This is a genomic window from Proteus sp. fly-1067, from assembly GCF_040139345.1.
Lineage (GTDB): Bacteria > Pseudomonadota > Gammaproteobacteria > Enterobacterales > Enterobacteriaceae > Proteus > Proteus vulgaris_B.
In genome coordinates this window covers 168,706-186,813 of sequence record NZ_JBEEUL010000007.1, presented here as the reverse complement: position 1 = coordinate 186,813, position 18,108 = coordinate 168,706, and the positions used below count along the sequence as shown (strand labels likewise).

Here is an 18,108-nt window from a genome sequence, read left to right as displayed (position 1 = left end):
AATGGCTTTAGCTGGGATAGTATAAAGTGAAAATTGCATTTCAAGATAAACCTTCGGCAATTCCGAAGCGTCTTCTTCGCCATTTTCACTTTTATGTCACTCTGCTTCCTATTTTTGCGATCAAAACTGTTGATGAAAGTCACAATATGTTTGTGGTGCGGATTTTTCGGGCAAAAATATTGACAATGGCAAGATAATCTATTGCTTAAAAGCGGGGATGACATAATTAGATAAAATCTACTGTAACTCTTGATTTGAGATGGTAGAATCCTTTTTTAAGCAACCGAGTGTATTTTGAAATGAGTAATAACGTTGTCGTATTGGGCACCCAGTGGGGTGACGAAGGCAAAGGCAAGATAGTCGATTTGCTGACAGAACGCGCTAAGTATGTTGTTCGCTACCAAGGTGGCCATAACGCGGGTCACACTCTAGTCATCGACGGTGAAAAAACCGTTCTTCATTTAATCCCATCAGGCATTCTCCGTGAAAATGTTGTTAGCATCATAGCAAACGGTGTCGTTTTATCACCAGAAGCACTGATGAAGGAAATGACCCAACTTGAAGATCGTGGCATTCCTGTTCGCTCTCGTTTACTTCTGTCTGAAGCTTGCCCATTAATCCTTCCTTATCATATCGCATTAGATAATGCGCGTGAGAAAGCACGTGGCGAGAAAGCTATCGGTACAACAGGTCGCGGTATTGGCCCTGCTTACGAAGATAAAGTTGCTCGTCGTGGTTTACGTGTTGGCGATCTGTTTGATAAAAAAGCATTTGCACAAAAACTCAAAGAAATCATCGAATACCATAACTTCCAACTGGTGAACTACTACAAAGTTGAACCGGTTGATTACCAAAAAACCTTAGACGATATCATGGCAATCGCTGATATTCTGACAGGTATGGTTGTTGATGTTTCTGACTTACTGTACAAAGCAACACAAAACGGTGAGTTAGTGATGTTTGAAGGTGCACAAGGTACTTTATTAGACATCGACCATGGTACTTATCCGTATGTAACCTCTTCAAACACCACAGCAGGTGGCGTGGCAACTGGCTCAGGTTTAGGCCCTCGCTATGTTGGTTACGTATTAGGGATCATCAAAGCGTACTCTACTCGTGTCGGTGCAGGTCCATTCCCAACTGAACTGTTTGATGAAGTGGGTGACTTCCTGCGTGAGAAAGGCCAAGAGTTTGGTGCAACCACTGGTCGTAGCCGTCGTACTGGTTGGTTAGATATCATCGCTATTCGTCGCGCTGTTCAAATCAACTCACTGTCTGGCTTCTGCATGACTAAACTGGATGTATTAGATGGTCTGAAAGAAGTGAAATTGTGCGTAGGTTATCGCTTACCAAATGGTGAAGTGATTGATACAACGCCTTTAGCTGCTGATGATTGGGAAGGTATTGAGCCTATCTATGAATCAATGCCGGGTTGGAACGAAACGACATTTGGTGTGAAAGATCACGCTCAATTGCCACAAGCAGCACTGAACTACATCAAACGTGTAGAAGAGTTGACTGGTGTTCCTGTTGATATCGTTTCTACAGGACCAGATCGCTCCGAGACTATTATTCTCCGTCATCCATTTGATGCTTAATTTGCATTAAATAGGTTTGATGTGAAAATCGTCCCTGAAAATGACAGGGGCGATTTTTTCGTATCTGTTTGTTAGTGAATTAAAGACAAAAATACACGTTACATAATAAGATAAGACAGCTTTACACTCGGTTTTGCTTCTGTTTTGTCTGTAACGAGTAAAAACAATAAGACAATGTTATTATTGTAACGCCAGAAATAGAAAAGCGATCTGTTGAAAATCGACAGTATCGCTTTTTCTTTGCCTGTGATGTCGCTATTATTTTGTTAGTAGTCAAGTGAGAGACGGAAATGACTCACTTTTGAGCATATCTTTGCTAAATGTCCAAAAATTAAACATAATATTGCTTAATAAAATGATATTCTCATTACTAATTACTTATCCCTTAACACATTTAATAGGGAAAACCACTTTTCAGAGGTCATTGTGCAATTAACCAGTTTTACAGATTATGGATTGCGAGCATTGATATATATGGCTTCACTGCCAGAAGGCAAAATGACGAGCATCACAGAAGTGACGCAAGTTTATGGTGTCTCACGTAACCATATGGTGAAAATTATTAATCAACTGAGCCATTTGGGATTTGTTGAGGCTATTCGCGGTAAAAATGGAGGGATCCGTTTAGGCAAGCCTGCAACAGACATCATTGTTGGTGATGTTGTCCGTGCTTTAGAGCCACTTTCATTAGTAAACTGTAGTGCTGAGTTTTGTCACATTACCCCAGCTTGTCGGCTAAAACTGGTTTTAAATCAGGCGATTGAGCAGTTTTTGAAAGAGTTAGACCGTCACACACTCGCAGAGCTAGTTGAAAACAATAGCTCCTTATATAAATTGTTATTAGAAGATATTTGAGTCTACTATTTCATTAAATCTGATAGCTTGGAGGTCATAATGTCAAAAGATCCTTTTCAAGATAGAGAAGCTGAGAAATACGCCTCTCCAATTGCTAGTCGCGAATATATTTTAGAAGAAATGAAAAAACGCACGGCTCCAATGAGTCGTGAAGATTTAGCGCAGGCGTTAAAAATTTCTGGAGAAGAAGACCTAGAGGCGTTACGTCGCCGTTTAAGAGCGATGGAGCGTGATGGTCAGTTAGTGTTTACTCGCCGTCAGTGTTACGCATTGCCTGAACGCCTTGATTTATGGAAAGGTAAGGTCATCGGTCACCGTGATGGTTATGGTTTTTTACGTGCAGAAGGTCAAAAAGATGACCTTTATCTTTCACAAGATGAAATGAAAAAAACCATGCATGGTGATGTGATTTTAGCGCAACCTTTAGGTATGGATAGAAAAGGTCGTCGTGAAGGTCGCGTAGTGCGTGTTATTGAACCAAGAAATAACCAAATTGTTGGTCGCTATTTTATTGAATCTGGTATGGGATTTGTTGTACCGGACGATAGCCGTTTAAGTTTTGATATTCTTATTCCTAAAGAAGATATCATGGGTGCGCGTATGGGTAATGTGGTGGTGGTTGAAGTCACTACAAGACCAACGCGACGGACTCAAGCTGTAGGTCGTATTGTTGAGATTTTAGGTGAAACGATGGGAACGGGTATTGCGGTAGAAATAGCATTACGTACTCATGAAATCCCTTATACTTGGCCTGCAAAAGTAACAAAGGAAGTTGCTGATTTAAAAGAAGAAGTACCTGATTCTGCCAAAGAAGGTCGTATTGATTTACGTGGCTTGCCTTTAATTACAATTGATGGTGAAGATGCGCGAGATTTCGATGACGCAGTGTATTGCCAACGTAAAAAAGGCGGTGGTTGGCGTTTATGGGTCGCAATTGCTGATGTTAGTTACTATGTGCGTCCACAAACGGCATTAGATACAGAAGCACGTAGTCGAGGAAACTCCGTTTATTTCCCTTCTCAAGTTGTCCCAATGTTGCCAGAAATTCTGTCTAATGGGCTGTGCTCACTAAACCCACAAGTTGATCGTTTATGTATGGTTTGTGAGATGACCGTTTCTGAGCAAGGGCGTCTCTCTTCTTATAAATTCTATGAAGCGGTGATGAGCTCTCATGCACGAATGACATACACCAAAGTGTGGAAGATTATTCAAGGCGATGAAGAGTTACGTGAACATTATAAGCCTATCGTTAAAGATATTGAGCATCTATATGAGTTATACCAAGCGCTTGATAAAGCGCGTGAGCAACGTGGTGCAATAGGGTTTGAATCTGAAGAAGCGAAATTTATCTTCAATGCAGAGCGCCGTATTGAACGTATCGAGCCTGTTGTTCGTAACGATGCACACAAATTAATTGAAGAGTGCATGATCTTAGCGAATATCGCCGCAGCTCGTTTTGTTGAGAAAAATGAAGAGCCTGCGTTATACCGTATTCATGATAAACCGAAAGAAGAAAGTGTACTGAATTTACGTTCAGTCTTTAATGAATTAGGTTTAACATTGCCGGGTGGATTAACACCAGAACCAGCAGATTATGCACGTGTCATGAAAGAGGTTGAAGACCGACCAGACCGTGAAATGCTACAAACTATGATCTTGCGCTCAATGAAACAGGCGATTTACGATCCTGAAAATCGTGGACACTTTGGTTTAGCATTGAAGTCTTATGCGCACTTTACTTCGCCAATTCGTCGTTATCCTGATTTAGCCTTGCACCGAGCAATTAAATATCAAATTGCTAAACAAGAAGGTCACGGCTCACAGCGTTGGACCCCAACAGGCGGCTACCATAGTGATATGGATACTATGTTGCAATTAGGTGAGCACTGTTCTTTAACGGAGCGTCGTGCTGATGAAGCAACAAGAGATGTGGCTGATTGGCTAAAATGTGACTTTATGCTGGATCAAATTGGTCAACAATTTACCGGTATTATCACTAGTGTAACGGGCTTTGGTTTCTTTGTTCGCTTAAATGATCTATTTATCGATGGATTAGTGCATGTTTCTACATTAAATAATGATTACTATCAATATGATAATGTGGGGCAGCGTTTAATTGGTGAGTCTTCAGGACAAGTCTATCGCCTCGGTGATGAAGTTGAAGTTAAAGTTGAAGCCGTCAGTATGGATGAACGTACTATCGACTTCTCCTTAATTTCAACAACACGCACAGCACGTAACCCAGGTAAAACAGCACGAGTTCGTGGCTTAAAGGGCGAAAAAGACAAGAAAAACGCAAGTTCTAGTAAGTCTCGACGTCGTGATGCAAGCAAAGATAAAAACTTTGAGCCAGATAGCGCCTTTAAAAAAGGAAAATCAGCTAAAAGTAATGCAAACAAAGACAGAGCTGTAAAAGACCAAGTTGCTAAAGATAAAGCGAGTAGTAAACGCAAGAAAGCATCATCACAAACCAAAAAGATAGAAGCAAAGCTTAAAGCTAAACGCGCGGCCAAACGCGATAAAGCATAAGATTTGTTCTTCTAGTTCTTTTTTAAAAGGCGGAGACCCCGCCTTTTATCTGTTTTGTACCTTTTATTTTTTTAATGAGTAATCACCGCTATGAGCGAAGAAATTATTTATGGTATTCACGCAGTAAAAGCATTACTTGAGCGTGATCCTGCACGATTTAAAGAAGTTTATGTATTAAAAGGGCGTGAAGATCGCCGTTTAACTCCCGTTATCCATGAATTAGAATCCCAAGGGATTTTAGTTCAAGTGGCTAATCGTCAGTGGTTAGATAGCCAAACGGAAGGTGCTGTTCACCAAGGTATCATTGCAAAAGTGAAACCTGGTCGTCAGTACCAAGAGCAAGATTTACCCGATTTATTAGCTAAAGTCGGTACACCTTTCTTATTAGTGTTAGATGGCGTAACAGATCCGCATAATTTAGGCGCATGTTTACGTAGCGCAGATGCAGCCGGTGTACATGCTGTCATCGTTCCCAAAGATCGTTCCGCACAATTAAATGCTACAGCGAAAAAAGTCGCATGTGGTGCAGCGGAAAGTGTTCCTTTAATTAAAGTGACTAACCTTGCTCGTACATTGCGTTTTTTGCAAGAAGAGAACGTTTGGATTGTCGGCACAGCAGGGGAAGCAGACCATACTTTATATCAAAGCAAACTTACCGGTCCTATGGCTTTGGTAATGGGGGCTGAAGGTGAAGGAATGCGCCGTTTAACGCGTGAGCATTGCGATGAACTTATTAGTATTCCAATGGCAGGTACGGTGTCTTCGCTCAACGTTTCTGTCGCAACGGGTGTTTGCTTATTTGAAGCAATGCGTCAGCGTATTATTGTGAAATAATCGCTTAGCTTATTTTATTCTCTATACTCCCTTGAGTTTTATTGGCCGCGGGGGTATAGTTACGCGTCAATTTTTTCAGTCACAACTTAAACAAGTTCCTTGCCTCCATGGGTGGTGACTGACCCTGACAGGAGGCTGATAAATCCGTAAGGAGCAATATCAAATGCGTCATTACGAAATCGTTTTTATGGTTCATCCTGACCAGAGCGAACAAGTTCCGGGCATGATCGAGCGTTATAAAACCGCTATCACTAATGCAAATGGTCAGATCCACCGTCTAGAAGACTGGGGTCGTCGTCAATTAGCTTATCCAATCAACAAACTGCACAAAGCACACTACGTTCTGATGAACGTTGAAGCTCCGCAGGAAGTGATTGATGAACTGGAAACTACTTTCCGTTTCAACGATGCCGTTCTCCGCAACATGATCATGCGTACTAAACACGCAGTAACTGAAGCTTCTCCAATGGTTAAAGCAAAAGACGAACGCCGTCGTGATATCGCTGATGACCTCGATGAAGAAGATGAAGTTGATGATGTAGCAGAGGATTCTGAAGAGTAATTAGTGCTGTGACGGCTAATAATCATTTGGTGCTAACTGGCACAGTGTGCAAAGCATTAATACGAAAAGTTAGCCCCGCTGGGATCCCGCACTGTCAATTTGTTATTGAACATCGTTCAATGCAAGAAGAGGCGGGATTAAAAAGACAATCATGGTGTCGAATGCCCATTATTGCTAGCGGGAAAGCGTTACAAGCAGTTACTCACAGTATAACGGTCGGCAGCCAAATCACCGTTTCAGGATTCATTAGTAGCCATCAGGCGCGAAATGGATTGTTTAAATTGGTGCTTCATGCCGAGCAGATTGAATTGATAGATTCTGGAGACTAGCCATATGGCACGTTATTTCCGTCGTCGTAAGTTCTGCCGTTTCACAGCAGAAGGCGTACAAGAGATCGATTATAAAGATATCGCTACGCTGAAAAACTATATCACTGAAAGTGGTAAAATTGTACCAAGTCGTATCACCGGTACTCGTGCAAAATACCAGCGTCAGCTGGCTCGTGCTATCAAGCGCGCACGCTACCTGTCTTTATTACCTTATACTGATCGTCATCAGTAATAGGTATATAGTCCATTAATGACTTGTAGAGGATAAGGTAATGCAAATTATTCTGCTTGATAAAGTAGCGAATCTGGGTAGCCTGGGTGATCAGGTTAACGTAAAATCGGGCTATGCTCGTAACTATTTAATCCCACAGGGTAAAGCTGTTTCTGCGACTAAGAAAAACATCGAGTTTTTCGAAGCGCGTCGTGCTGAGTTAGAAGCTAAATTAGCTGAAACTTTAGCAGCAGCTGAAGCTCGTGCAGCGAAGATCAATGCACTGGGTTCTGTCACTATCAGCTCTAAAGCGGGTGACGAAGGTAAACTGTTTGGTTCAATCGGTACTCGTGACATCGCTGATGCAGTAACTGCAGCTGGCGTTGAAATGTGTAAGAGCGAAGTTCGCCTGCCAAATGGCGTTCTGCGTACTACTGGTGACCACGAAGTTCACTTCCAAGTTCACAGTGACGTATTCGCTGAACTGAATGTTATCATCGTTGCTGAATAATCTTTGATTAAACAGTGAATGTTGATAAAGAAAAACGCCAGCTTAGCTGGCGTTTTTTTTAACTCAATTTTTGACTAAGGTGTTCGGTAATAACTACCATCACTTAAACGTGTATAAGTGATAACTGTGCCAGCACTGTTTGTGACTTCCAGCATACTTACATCACCTTGTGGACTACGTTGTAATCGAATTGCCTGCCCTGAACGTAGTTGGCTTAATGATTTTTGTTGATCTTCAGATTTTGCCATAGAGAATGCATCATTTACTGGAAGTTGATTATCTCTAAAGAGCTGCGCTAAGGTCTGCCCTTCTTTAATGGTATATGTTTGCCATTTTTGTGCGGATATTGAAGCAGAACCTTGTGGTTGTGTTGTTTGAGCAACACCTTCATCTATATTGTTTGTCGTTGAGTTCTCATTAGGAAGCTCCGTTCTTTGATCGGCATCTAAGCTATCTTGTGCTTGAGGGATCGGTGCTTGATAAATTGGATCATCGCTAGTGACTGATGGTGCAATGGGTACCGGAAGATCTTGCGTCGATGATGACGGTTGAGGTGGCTCACCGCTATTTTCACTTGTTGGCCAAAAAAATACGACCAACAAAACCACGGCAATAACCAGTATTGCTCGACGATGTAAGCCAGGGAATTTGCCCATATTCACCTCATTATTGATCTGTGAATCAGTATTATGAATTGCTGTAACATCTTTTTTATTCCTTGTAGCCATACTAGCACGAACCATGATCCTAACCTGCTCCCTGAATTCTTTTCAGAATTATCTATTCGCTCTAACCATTAATGTTCTTCGTTTCCTTGATGGTTAACTAAAAATAACTTTATACGTTGATAAGCATTTTTATCGGTTTCTATGGTTAAGGCTTGTGTTAATTCACCATAAAGATCATGAGGCAATAAAGTATCAGACCAAGTTGAAAGAACATTTAGCGCCATATTTCTATCACGCAATGTCGGGCTACGTAACTGCCGTTTGATGAGTGACCAGCCGATACCGGGAAAACCACCAAGATCTTGCATAATGTATTCAACGGCATGATGAGGCTGATATTCAGAGTCAGTAGCTATTAATGGATCACCTGTGCTATTTAATTGTGTTAATTCAATTTGTTGTTCTGCAAGTTTGACTACTCTTTCTATTTTATGAGAGGCATCTGTTTGCATTAATTGATGCCACCAGTCTGCATTGGGATTATCTTTTTGCAGTGAAAAAAGCAATTCCCAAATATCAAGACGAAGAGATTTTGCAACCAAACTTGCTTGGTAATTTTTTGAGCGAGAGGGATGTTGTAATGCTTCAATAATGAGTGTTGACCACTCTGGTTTTTGAATAATATTTTGTGAAACAGACATAATTTGCTGTTGGCCATGGTCATCCCACCCTAATGTTTCGAGTAATAACCAATCTTCACCACTATTTTGTACAAAATCAGCGATTTCACAAACGCAATGAAGCAATTTTAGCTCTTTGGGTGGCAGCACATCGACTTGTGAAATAAACGCTTTGCAAACCTGAGCTCCTTCAATGTAATCATAAATATCTTTTGCTGGGCCACCATTAAGCAATGCACGCAGTAAATCACTACAACCTAGTAGCAGTGTGTTATCTAAAGGATGCGTATGGAGCATCTCTAAAAGTTTGCCTTTCGTTACACAGTCATAGGCAACATATTCTGTCATTACATTATTCTTATAGCCTTCCGTGAGTAACCAATAACGGTTATTCACCGAAAGCATTGTTGGCAGATATTCAATAAATTGAATTCGTCCCCAACCCTTAGTACGTTGACCAAATGAATATAAAAAAGGCTCAAATTCTTCACAGGGAAGGCGTTTTTTTAGTGAACGAATAGCATAGAGTGTAAATTCAGGATGAAGAGCAAACAATAAAAGTAAACGTTGAGATGTATTATCACGAAATGATCTTAATAATCCTAAAGCGATTTTAACTGGATTCTTATCAGGGCTCAGTTTCAAGATCCATAAGATCAACTGAAAATAGATCTCATTTTTAAACAGTGCTTCATCTTGTTCTATTTGCTCGTTCAACTGGGAAAGATAAGTTATCGGGGCGAGTTTATCCTGACAGGCAATTGCATAAAAAGAAGTAATATGATCTTTATCGGGTAAAAGCACAACATGTTTGATGGCGTTATAGAGTGATAGGGCAAATTCCTCACATGATTGTTGTGAAGGTTGCTGTTCGATCGCACGACCTATCCGTTGATGCAGAATAATGCCTTCACGAGCTCCTGCTGACCAACTGAAAGGAATAGACTCATTATTTGATTTTTCTTTTAAGTGGCTTTCTGACAATAGATTTAATTCATCAGATAAAGGTACATCGCCTATTTCATAAGGAATTAATAGTGAAAAAAGTGAAGGAGTAGAAGCAGGAAAAACATTAGGAAAGTCTATGTTGAGATCGATAGACAGAGGTGACTTACTGAAAAGCTTATCGCGCCAATTAGTCATAATATGTCCTATTTGTTTTGCCGTCTTAGTATAACTCTAGCGGAAAATAGAAAAACTGGATAAAAAAAGGCCAGAAAATCCACTTATATCACTTAAAAAGTACATACCTAAAACAACCTACTTTTTCCTAAGATAAAAAACAGACTAAAAAAAACTGGTCAAGGAAATTAAAAAGCGCTACATTACTGCAATTCAATATTGTTACATTATAACATTACATATATGAGTTGGAGTTTTATATGAAACCAGGCATTCATCCACAATATCGAACTGTCATTTTTCATGACACAAGTGCAGATGCTTACTTTAAAGTTGGTTCAACCATTAAGACGGAAAAAACGGTAGAGTATGAAGGGCAGATGTATCCTTATGTCACGTTAGATGTCTCTTCTCAATCTCATCCATTTTATACCGGTAAGCAAAAAACACATTCTCAAGAAGGTAATGTGGCGCGCTTTAATAAACGTTTTGGCCGTTTTGTTAAATAAAAAGGAAAGAAAAATGCAGGTATTAAGTTCATTAAAAAGTGCAAAACAGCGTCATCCTGATTGTAAGGTTGTGCGTCGCCGTGGTCGTCTTTATGTGATTTGTAAGTCAAATCCACGTTTTAAAGCAGTTCAGGGGTAAGATTATGCAAAGTTCGATACTTTCTTGTGTTTTAATTATGGGATTGTTGAGTAGTGCGATGTCTGTTTTAGCTCATGGGCATCATCATGAAAAAGTAAAAACACAAGCACAACGCGATGCTGCTAACGGAATTTTTGAGGACAAGGATGTTCTCAATCGCCAGCTTAGTGACTGGGAAGGTGTATGGCAATCAGTGGAGCCTTACCTTCATAGTGGCGAACTCGATATTGTCTTACAGAAAAAAGCAGAAGTGAAAAAAGATAAGACAATTGAAGAATATCGTGCTTATTACACACAAGGGTATAAAACAGACATTGATATGATTGGTATTGAAAATAACATCATTGAATTCCATCGTGGTGAAAACGTAGATAGCTGTGAATATCACTATGATGGTTATCGTATTCTACATTATGAATCAGGTAAAAAAGGAGTACGTTATCTTTTTCGCTGTGATGATGCCAAAAGCCAAGCGCCCAAATTTATTCAATTTAGCGACCACATTATTGCACCAGAGAAAGCAGAGCACTTCCATTTATATATGGGCAATACATCGCAAGATGAATTACTTAAAGAATTAAGCAACTGGCCAACATATTACCCTTATTCAATGAAAGCAGATGATATTGTTCATGACATGCTTTATCACTGATTTAAGCAAAATAAAATAATAAAAAATCTTTAGCAAAGGAATGCTAGATTTTTTCGATAATAAGAGAAAATAGTAAAGGAAAAAGCAGTAGCATCCATGCTGACTTACTTTTATAGGGGGGATAGCGATTATTTATAATCCTTGGCAGAGATATTTCATCTCCATATAGTCTTCAATGCCATGTTCAGAGCCTTCACGACCTAAACCTGATTGTTTAATACCGCCAAATGGTGCCACTTCATTGGAAATTAAACCGGTATTAATTCCCACCATGCCGTATTCTAAATTTTCAGCAACACGCCAAATACGTTGTGGGTTTTCACTGTAAAAATAAGCAGCTAAACCATAAATAGTGTTATTGGCTAAATACACCACTTCATCTTCATTTTCAAAAATAACTAAAGGTGCGACAGGGCCAAAGATCTCTTCTTCAAGAATATGGCTATCAGCCGGAACATTGCCGATAACAGTAGGTTGGAAAAAGTTTTCACCTGCTTTATCACGTTCTCCACCACAAAGCAGTGTTGCACCCCGTTTTAGTGTGTCGGCAAGCAATGATTGTGATTTTTCAATAGCTTTACGGTTAATTAGAGGTCCAATAGTGACTCCTTCTTCAAAACCGTTACCGACTTTAAGTTTTTTAACAGCTGTGACAAAACGTTCACTAAATTGTTGGTAAACATCTTTATGGATATAGAAACGGTTAGCACAAACACAAGTTTGCCCTGCATTACGGAATTTAGCACCCATGGCTCCTTCAACCGCTTTATCAATATCTGCGTCATTAAACACGATAAATGGTGCATTACCGCCTAATTCTAAAGAGACTTTTTTGACACTATCAGCACATTGGCGCATTAATAAACGTCCAACACCCGTAGAACCAGTAAAACTTAATTTGCGAACACGATTATCAGAGGTAAAGACTTCACCAATTTTAATAGCATCACCAGTGACAATATTAATAACACCAGCGGGAATACCGGCTTGAGTTGCTAATTCAGCTAAAGCTAGTGCGGTATAAGGTGTTTCATTGGCTGGTTTAATTACCATAGTACAACCTGCGGCTAATGCCGGTGCGGCTTTACGGGTGATCATAGCAGCAGGAAAATTCCAAGGTGTGATGGCGGCACAAACGCCGATACCTTGTTTTATCACCATCAAACGTTTATCAGCAGAAGGTGAGGGGATGATTTCACCGTTGGTTCTTTTACCTTGTTCAGCAAACCACTCAATAAAAGAAGCCGCATAAGTAATTTCGCCTTCAGCTTCAGCAACAGGTTTTCCTTGCTCAAATGTCATTAACTCAGCAAGTTTTCTCTTGTTTTCAGTGATTAATTTAAACCAATTTTGTAATAATGCGCTACGTTGATGGGCTGTTAGTGCTCGCCATTCGGGTAAGGCTTTTTGTGCAGCATCAATCGCCATTATTGCTTCTTGTGTTCCCATATTAGGAACAGTACCCAGAAGTGTGCCAGTTGCGGGATCAATGACATCAACCGTGTCGTTATTTTTAGCGTTACACCAAAGGCCATTAATATAGCCTTGTTCGCGGAAATAGGGGTTTGTCGTTATCTTCACTTAATACCTCTCTGAACACATCTATACTTGTCATACTTCAAACTTCAGGAGGATTGACTATGCTTAGTGAGACGAATGACATCGTTTTCTATGCACTCCCACCTGACTACCACTTGAATTATTTAGAGTATATATATTGATATTTATAGATTTAGGCAGTTTTGAGCCTATTTATAAGTATATGCCTGTGTTGCGATGTTGTGAAAATAAGTATGACAAATCACACTAAAAAAGTGCTAAAAATAGGATAAATAGAGTCAATTGTTTAGGTTTTTAATGAATAATTCCCATTACTCAAGACAGAAGGTTTACGCTGTACCTTACCACTGTTATTCTTGGGACTAACTTTCATAAAAAACAGGTATTTTTCATGTCAAAACCATCATTTGATTCTATCGAATCACAGGCAAGTTACGGTATTGGTCTGCAAGTCGGTCAACAACTGACTGAATCAGGTCTTCAAGGATTAGAGCCCGCAGCACTGTTAGCTGGCTTGACCGATGCATTAGAAGGTAATGCGCCTTCTGTACCTGTTGAAACATTACACAATGCCTTACGTACTATGCATGAACGTGCTGAAGCTGTTCGTCAAGAACGTCAAGCTGAGCTGGCTGATGCTGGTAAAATTTTCTTAGAAGAAAATGTGAAAAATGAAGGCGTTCAAGTTACAGAATCAGGTTTACAGTATAAAGTACTGACAGCGGGTGAAGGTACGATCCCTGCACGAACTGATCATGTTCGTGTTCACTACACTGGTCGTTTAATTGATGGCACTGTATTTGATAGTTCTGTTCAACGTGGTCAGCCAGCAGAATTTCCTGTAAATGGCGTTATCGCAGGTTGGATTGAAGCATTAACATTAATGCCAGTAGGCTCTAAATGGGAACTCTATATCCCTTATCAATTAGCTTATGGCGAACGCGGAGCAGGTGCGGCTATTCCTCCATTCGCAACATTAGTATTTGAAGTGGAATTATTAGAAATTTTATAATTTCTTATTCTGCGGTAAATCAGAGTAAAAAATAGCCGGTTTTGCCGGCTATTTTTGTCTCTATACTAAAATAAAGAGATCGTAGGGTAATTGATTTTTATAAGAGAAGTGATCATGCTTATAGAAATAAGAGAGGTGCATTATGTTAGAACAAGTCAGCAAATTAGCTCGCCAAGCCGGTATGGCGATAATGCAGATTTATCAGCAATCCGAGCCAATTCAAGTGCAGGAGAAAAGTGATAATTCACCTGTTACAGAAGCAGATTTAGCAGCTCATCAAATTATCAAAATAGGACTTGCTTCTATTGCTCCTGATATACCTCAATTATCTGAAGAAGATCCACCTGAATGGGAAGTTCGCCGTCATTGGGAGCGGTATTGGCTAATTGATCCACTAGATGGTACTAAAGAATTTATTAGTAAAAATGGTGAGTTTACGGTGAATATCGCCTTAATCGAAAAAGGCATTCCTGTTTTAGGGGTAGTTTATGCACCAGTGCAAAATGTGTTATATGCAGCTGCCAATAAAAAAGCGTGGAAAGAGGAGTGTGGCCAGCGATTACCCATTCATGCAAGTCGAGCAGAACCCCCTGTGATAGTGATCAGTCGTTCTCATCAAGATGACGAGTTAAAAGAATATTTATCACAGCTAGGTGAACATCAAACGGTCGCCGTTGGTTCATCCCTAAAATTTTGTCTTGTTGCGGAAGGTAAAGCACAGCTTTATCCTCGTTTTGGACCAACACATACATGGGATACGGCGGCAGGTCATGCCATAGCGATTGCTGCTGGCGCACATGTCACAGATTGGAAAGGCATAACGTTGGATTATTCTCCCAAAGAGTCTCTGATTAATCCGGGTTTTAGAGTTTCAATATTTTAGTGTAATAAAATGAAGTTGGAGCCCTTTGTTTCATGAGGGCTCTGACACAGAAAATTACTCTTTTATTAAATCGTTGATAAGATTAATTGCCGTCGTTATTTCAGCACCACTCAAAACACCTTCTTTAGCAAAGCGGACTTTACCTTGTTTATCAAGTACGACAATCATTGAACTCTCTTTTTCTAATCCCCATCCTTTTTGTGCAATACCATCAGCATCAACAATAAATTGTGACCAAGGAAACTCTTTTTTGCTGTCTTCAACACTGCCACGTACAAAGGGACCGGTACCAAATATGGCATCATCTGTATTAATGATTGTCGTTGTTTGATAACTCGCTTGCGGGAATTTGGCCAATTTAACCGCTTCAATAAACGGTGCATTCATCTCCTTTGCCTTACTACGTCCTGCTATATGCTGAACTGTTCGTACTTTTCCACTAAGCAGACCACTGTTCCAATTTTGGTAGCTAAACTTATCTTTAGTTGTGTCATAAAGCAGTTCACCTTTGTCATTGATGGTGACTGCTGGTAGTACGGTATTTTCAGTGATGTTATGAGCAAATCCCCATGTTGATGTGCTAAGTAAAAGTGCAGCTAAGGTGAGTTTGTGCATAGCCATTGTCCTATGATTGAGATGACGTTTGGTTCTATTTAAGCATAGAAGCTAGTGAAGAATAATACCGCATTTTTGATACATTTATTTAACATTGAGTGGGTAAGATATTGCTTACGTTATCTTGATTTATATTCTTTACTGTCAATAAATGTAAAAATAGATAAGAAATTTAAATAAGTTGAACCTAGTACTTATAATTAGGTCTTTAAATTTGATATATAAAGATAAGTCTTTATGACTTATTAAACTCAACAACGAGCATGGGAGACTAACTGAAAGATGAAAATCTTCAATCGCTATAACCCTGAAAAAATTGCTCTCTACGTTAAGACGTTATTTCGTGGACGGTTTTACATCAAAGGAATGGGTGCATTTGAATTCGATTACGGCAAAATTTTACTGCCTAAAATAAAAGATAAGCTACATTTTAATGTTATGAGTGAAGTAAACCAGCAGGTTATTTTGCTTAAGGCTGAAATGGGTTAACTTTTATCTGATAGATAACTGAGTCTTTCTCTTTGAGTTTTCAGATAAGACTCAGTTATTAATTTCATTTAGTTACTAATCTGCAATTTTATTTTCATCTTTTTTGATTTCTACTTCCGTCGTTGTTGTCTGTGTAACAGGAACATGCTCTTGTAAGACGGGTTTAACGGGAGGAATATCATCAATTTTTGTCACAAGTAATTGATCAATTTTATAATTATCAATATCGACAACCTCAAACTTATACCCTGAGAACTTCACATAGTCTGTACGTTTTGGGATCTTGCGTAAGCGAAACATCATAAAACCAGCAATAGTTTCGTAATTACTTGAATCAGGGAAATCGTCAATATCAAGTGCGCGCATCACATCATCAATTGGTGTACCACCTTCAACTAACCATGAATGCTCATCACGACTGACAATTTGCTCTTCTTGTCCTGGTCCAATTAAATCGCCCATCAATGTTGTCATCACGTCATTTAGCGTAATAACGCCCATTACCATGGCATATTCATTGAGGATGATGGCAAAATCTTCACCTGATGTTTTAAAACTTTCTAACATATCTGAGAGTGTTAATGTATCAGGAATAATGAGTGCTTTGCGGATATGAACACCTTCATTGAGATTTAGGCTTTGTCCATTAATAACTCGATTAAGAAGCTCTTTAGAATCCACATAACCAATAATATGGTCGATATCACCTTCACAAACTAAAAATTTAGAGTGGGGTTGGGTGGCAATTTTTTCTTTAATATCACTTTCAGTTTCTTCGCGATCAAAATAAACCACATCTTCCCGAGGAGTCATTGCTGAAGGAACGGTGCGTGATTCTAATTCAAAGACATTTTCAATAAGTTCATGTTCTTGTTTACGTAAAACCCCTGCAACAGCGCCGGCTTCTACAATGGCAAAGATATCATCAGAAGTAATATCTTCATTTCTGACCATCGGGATTTTAAACAGCTTGAAGATGAGATCAGCCATGCCATTGAATAACCATACTAGAGGGCGGAAAAAGGCAAGACAGAAACGCATTGGATTCACAATTCTTAATGCGATGGCTTCAGGCTTAATCATACCAATACGTTTTGGGGTTAAGTCAGCCAGTAAAATAAACATTGATGTGACAATAATAAAAGAGCAGATAGATCCAAGTTGTTGAGCTAGAGGCTCTTCAAAAAATTGTAGGTAGAAACTTTTTAGTGAAGGAGAGAATGCAGATTCGCCAACGATACCCGCCAAAATGGCAACTGCATTTAATCCAATTTGAACGACAGTAAAAAACATGCCTGGCATTTCTTGCATTTTTAAGACGCGGGCAGCGTTAATATTACCTTCATCAACGAGTTGTTTGAGTTTAATTCGACGAGAGGCGGCAAGAGAAATTTCAGACAGCGAAAAAAAGGCGCTGATGGCACAAAGCAAAAGCACAATGAGTAAACTATTAAGCATATAAGGCTCACATCACCCCGAGTATTCAATCCAAAGGGCAATACTAGAGTGTTAAAAATAGAAGATAAATCAATATATTGTGATGAAATTATTCACAAAGATAGATAAGAGGGCGTAATTATATCATCGCCCTACTATTTTCTGCTAGTGTTACTTTTCAGGTGGAAAACAGATACCAATCCCGCCCAATCCACAATAACCTTGTGGGTTTTTGTGTAAATATTGCTGGTGGTAATCTTCAGCAAAATAAAAAGGGCCAGCTGGCTGTATTTCTGTCGTAATTTCCGTTGTTGCACCTTGAGTATTCATTGCTTGTTGATAACGTGTTTTTGACTCAATGGCTTGTTTATATTGCTCTGCGTTAACAGTATAAATGGCAGAACGGTATTGGCTGCCAATATCATTACCTTGGCGCATACCTTGTGATGGATTATGATTTTCCCAAAAAAGAGCCAGAAGTTGTTGGTAGCTAATTATTGTGGGATCAAAAACAACTCTCACCACTTCACTATGGCCAGTTAAACCTTGGCAAACTTGTTGGTAGGTTGGATTTTCTGTTACACCGCCGCTATAACCTGCACTTGTTGAGTAAACACCGGGTTGTTGCCAAAACAGACGTTCTACGCCCCAAAAACAACCCATGGCAAAATAAGCGACACTCATCTTTTCAGGAATGTCATTAATAGAATGCCCATTTACTGCATGATTAGCAGATATTTCTAATGGTGTCGAGGTACCCCTTAAGGCATTCTCTGGTTGGTAAGCTTTATGTTGCAAGGTAGACTCCATTTTTTATATTTGTAAACGCTTTACTATGGTAAAGGCTTAATATTGTTATAAACTAAATCTACAATAAAGCTTAAAACAGTTTGTCGTCAATTTATCACATGGA

General features: G+C 39.5%; 21 protein-coding genes. 15 read left to right on the top strand and 6 right to left on the bottom strand.

What is annotated here, in order from left to right:
• The first annotated feature begins 26 nt into the window (after positions 1-26).
• From ABN217_RS11790 to rplI, 9 genes are all read left to right on the top strand, one after another.
• Positions 27-197 carry a hypothetical protein gene (locus ABN217_RS11790; RefSeq protein WP_164525857.1) on the top strand — a complete coding sequence of 57 codons (171 nt, stop codon included), beginning with the start codon at positions 27-29 and terminating at the stop codon, positions 195-197.
• Between the two features lie 102 nt (positions 198-299).
• Entirely contained in the window at positions 300-1,598 is a 1,299-nt protein-coding gene (locus ABN217_RS11785) for an adenylosuccinate synthase (protein WP_072069601.1), read from the top strand.
• A gap of 426 nt (positions 1,599-2,024) precedes the next feature.
• Positions 2,025-2,453 (top strand): nitric oxide-sensing transcriptional repressor NsrR, encoded by a 429-nt coding sequence (nsrR, locus tag ABN217_RS11780; protein WP_115351225.1) that lies wholly within the window; start codon positions 2,025-2,027, stop codon positions 2,451-2,453.
• A 39-nt stretch (positions 2,454-2,492) separates the two neighbouring features.
• Positions 2,493-4,982, top strand: a complete 2,490-nt coding sequence (rnr, locus tag ABN217_RS11775; RefSeq protein ID WP_197269652.1) for a ribonuclease R — start codon at positions 2,493-2,495, stop codon at positions 4,980-4,982.
• Between the two features lie 90 nt (positions 4,983-5,072).
• Positions 5,073-5,816: a 23S rRNA (guanosine(2251)-2'-O)-methyltransferase RlmB gene (gene rlmB / locus ABN217_RS11770; RefSeq protein WP_196554254.1), complete on the top strand. Its 744-nt coding sequence runs from the start codon at positions 5,073-5,075 to the stop codon at positions 5,814-5,816.
• A gap of 163 nt (positions 5,817-5,979) precedes the next feature.
• Positions 5,980-6,378, top strand: a complete 399-nt coding sequence (rpsF, locus tag ABN217_RS11765; protein WP_072069598.1) for a 30S ribosomal protein S6 — start codon at positions 5,980-5,982, stop codon at positions 6,376-6,378.
• Between the two features lie 8 nt (positions 6,379-6,386).
• The gene (priB, locus tag ABN217_RS11760; RefSeq protein ID WP_036939458.1) at positions 6,387-6,707 is read left to right on the top strand and encodes a primosomal replication protein N; all 321 of its coding nucleotides are present in this window, start codon (positions 6,387-6,389) and stop codon (positions 6,705-6,707) included.
• Positions 6,708-6,711: 4 nt separating this feature from the next.
• Complete coding sequence (rpsR, locus tag ABN217_RS11755; protein WP_000135199.1) at positions 6,712-6,939, top strand: 30S ribosomal protein S18; 228 nt, start codon at positions 6,712-6,714, stop codon at positions 6,937-6,939.
• 40 nt (positions 6,940-6,979) lie between these two features.
• Entirely contained in the window at positions 6,980-7,429 is a 450-nt protein-coding gene (gene rplI / locus ABN217_RS11750) for a 50S ribosomal protein L9 (RefSeq protein ID WP_023583606.1), read from the top strand.
• Positions 7,430-7,503: 74 nt separating this feature from the next.
• Here the strand turns inward: rplI and ABN217_RS11745 are convergent, their stop codons facing one another.
• Together ABN217_RS11745 and ABN217_RS11740 are read right to left on the bottom strand one after the other, a co-directional pair.
• Positions 7,504-8,172 carry a LysM-like peptidoglycan-binding domain-containing protein gene (locus ABN217_RS11745; RefSeq protein WP_349459436.1) on the bottom strand — a complete coding sequence of 223 codons (669 nt, stop codon included), beginning with the start codon at positions 8,170-8,172 and terminating at the stop codon, positions 7,504-7,506.
• A 53-nt stretch (positions 8,173-8,225) separates the two neighbouring features.
• Positions 8,226-9,920: a hypothetical protein gene (locus ABN217_RS11740; RefSeq protein ID WP_349459435.1), complete on the bottom strand. Its 1,695-nt coding sequence runs from the start codon at positions 9,918-9,920 to the stop codon at positions 8,226-8,228.
• A 239-nt stretch (positions 9,921-10,159) separates the two neighbouring features.
• On the opposite strand from ABN217_RS11740, the gene ABN217_RS11735 reads away from it, so the two are divergent.
• Genes ABN217_RS11735 through zinT form a run of 3 tightly spaced genes read left to right on the top strand, consistent with a single transcriptional unit; the run spans position 10,160 to position 11,199 of the window.
• The gene (locus ABN217_RS11735; protein WP_196554257.1) at positions 10,160-10,408 is read left to right on the top strand and encodes a type B 50S ribosomal protein L31; all 249 of its coding nucleotides are present in this window, start codon (positions 10,160-10,162) and stop codon (positions 10,406-10,408) included.
• Between the two features lie 13 nt (positions 10,409-10,421).
• Positions 10,422-10,547 (top strand): type B 50S ribosomal protein L36, encoded by a 126-nt coding sequence (gene ykgO / locus ABN217_RS11730; RefSeq protein WP_006535739.1) that lies wholly within the window; start codon positions 10,422-10,424, stop codon positions 10,545-10,547.
• A 4-nt stretch (positions 10,548-10,551) separates the two neighbouring features.
• Positions 10,552-11,199, top strand: coding sequence for a metal-binding protein ZinT (zinT, locus tag ABN217_RS11725; RefSeq protein WP_197269650.1), 648 nt, complete (start codon positions 10,552-10,554; stop codon positions 11,197-11,199).
• Positions 11,200-11,331: 132 nt separating this feature from the next.
• On the opposite strand, the gene ABN217_RS11720 is transcribed toward zinT, so the two are convergent.
• Complete coding sequence (locus tag ABN217_RS11720) at positions 11,332-12,780, bottom strand: NAD-dependent succinate-semialdehyde dehydrogenase (protein WP_340894745.1); 1,449 nt, start codon at positions 12,778-12,780, stop codon at positions 11,332-11,334.
• 370 nt (positions 12,781-13,150) lie between these two features.
• On the opposite strand from ABN217_RS11720, the gene bamJ reads away from it, so the two are divergent.
• Both bamJ and cysQ read left to right on the top strand, forming a co-directional pair.
• On the top strand, positions 13,151-13,771 hold the full coding sequence (gene bamJ, locus ABN217_RS11715) for a BamJ family beta-barrel-assembly machinery protein (RefSeq protein WP_072069592.1): 621 nt from the start codon (positions 13,151-13,153) through the stop codon (positions 13,769-13,771).
• Positions 13,772-13,913: 142 nt separating this feature from the next.
• The gene (gene cysQ / locus ABN217_RS11710; protein ID WP_072069591.1) at positions 13,914-14,654 is read left to right on the top strand and encodes a 3'(2'),5'-bisphosphate nucleotidase CysQ; all 741 of its coding nucleotides are present in this window, start codon (positions 13,914-13,916) and stop codon (positions 14,652-14,654) included.
• A gap of 54 nt (positions 14,655-14,708) precedes the next feature.
• Here cysQ and ABN217_RS11705 read toward each other — a convergent pair whose 3' ends face one another.
• Positions 14,709-15,269, bottom strand: a complete 561-nt coding sequence (locus ABN217_RS11705; RefSeq protein WP_196554260.1) for a YtfJ family protein — start codon at positions 15,267-15,269, stop codon at positions 14,709-14,711.
• Between the two features lie 282 nt (positions 15,270-15,551).
• Between ABN217_RS11705 and ABN217_RS11700 the strand changes: the two genes are divergently transcribed.
• Positions 15,552-15,758, top strand: a complete 207-nt coding sequence (locus tag ABN217_RS11700) for a DUF1107 domain-containing protein (RefSeq protein WP_036939412.1) — start codon at positions 15,552-15,554, stop codon at positions 15,756-15,758.
• Between the two features lie 75 nt (positions 15,759-15,833).
• Here ABN217_RS11700 and paeA read toward each other — a convergent pair whose 3' ends face one another.
• Positions 15,834-17,216, bottom strand: coding sequence for a polyamine export protein PaeA (gene paeA, locus ABN217_RS11695; RefSeq protein ID WP_115351217.1), 1,383 nt, complete (start codon positions 17,214-17,216; stop codon positions 15,834-15,836).
• Between the two features lie 150 nt (positions 17,217-17,366).
• Positions 17,367-18,005 carry a peptide-methionine (S)-S-oxide reductase MsrA gene (msrA, locus tag ABN217_RS11690; protein WP_197269648.1) on the bottom strand — a complete coding sequence of 213 codons (639 nt, stop codon included), beginning with the start codon at positions 18,003-18,005 and terminating at the stop codon, positions 17,367-17,369.
• Positions 18,006-18,108: the final 103 nt, after the last annotated feature.

Bases quoted from the DNA above. Each gene is read 5' to 3' on its own strand.
- ABN217_RS11785 (WP_072069601.1), top strand. From the start codon at position 300: ATGAGTAATAACGTTGTCGTATTGGGCACCCAGTGGGGTGACGAAGGC.
- rnr (WP_197269652.1), top strand. From the start codon at position 2,493: ATGTCAAAAGATCCTTTTCAAGATAGAGAAGCTGAGAAATACGCCTCT.
- rlmB (WP_196554254.1), top strand. From the start codon at position 5,073: ATGAGCGAAGAAATTATTTATGGTATTCACGCAGTAAAAGCATTACTT.
- rpsF (WP_072069598.1), top strand. From the start codon at position 5,980: ATGCGTCATTACGAAATCGTTTTTATGGTTCATCCTGACCAGAGCGAA.
- rpsR (WP_000135199.1), top strand. From the start codon at position 6,712: ATGGCACGTTATTTCCGTCGTCGTAAGTTCTGCCGTTTCACAGCAGAA.
- rplI (WP_023583606.1), top strand. From the start codon at position 6,980: ATGCAAATTATTCTGCTTGATAAAGTAGCGAATCTGGGTAGCCTGGGT.
- ABN217_RS11745 (WP_349459436.1), bottom strand. From the start codon at position 8,172: ATGGTTCGTGCTAGTATGGCTACAAGGAATAAAAAAGATGTTACAGCA.
- ABN217_RS11740 (WP_349459435.1), bottom strand. From the start codon at position 9,920: ATGACTAATTGGCGCGATAAGCTTTTCAGTAAGTCACCTCTGTCTATC.
- ABN217_RS11735 (WP_196554257.1), top strand. From the start codon at position 10,160: ATGAAACCAGGCATTCATCCACAATATCGAACTGTCATTTTTCATGAC.
- ykgO (WP_006535739.1), top strand. From the start codon at position 10,422: ATGCAGGTATTAAGTTCATTAAAAAGTGCAAAACAGCGTCATCCTGAT.
- zinT (WP_197269650.1), top strand. From the start codon at position 10,552: ATGCAAAGTTCGATACTTTCTTGTGTTTTAATTATGGGATTGTTGAGT.
- bamJ (WP_072069592.1), top strand. From the start codon at position 13,151: ATGTCAAAACCATCATTTGATTCTATCGAATCACAGGCAAGTTACGGT.
- cysQ (WP_072069591.1), top strand. From the start codon at position 13,914: ATGTTAGAACAAGTCAGCAAATTAGCTCGCCAAGCCGGTATGGCGATA.
- ABN217_RS11705 (WP_196554260.1), bottom strand. From the start codon at position 15,269: ATGCACAAACTCACCTTAGCTGCACTTTTACTTAGCACATCAACATGG.
- ABN217_RS11700 (WP_036939412.1), top strand. From the start codon at position 15,552: ATGAAAATCTTCAATCGCTATAACCCTGAAAAAATTGCTCTCTACGTT.
- paeA (WP_115351217.1), bottom strand. From the start codon at position 17,216: ATGCTTAATAGTTTACTCATTGTGCTTTTGCTTTGTGCCATCAGCGCC.
- msrA (WP_197269648.1), bottom strand. From the start codon at position 18,005: ATGGAGTCTACCTTGCAACATAAAGCTTACCAACCAGAGAATGCCTTA.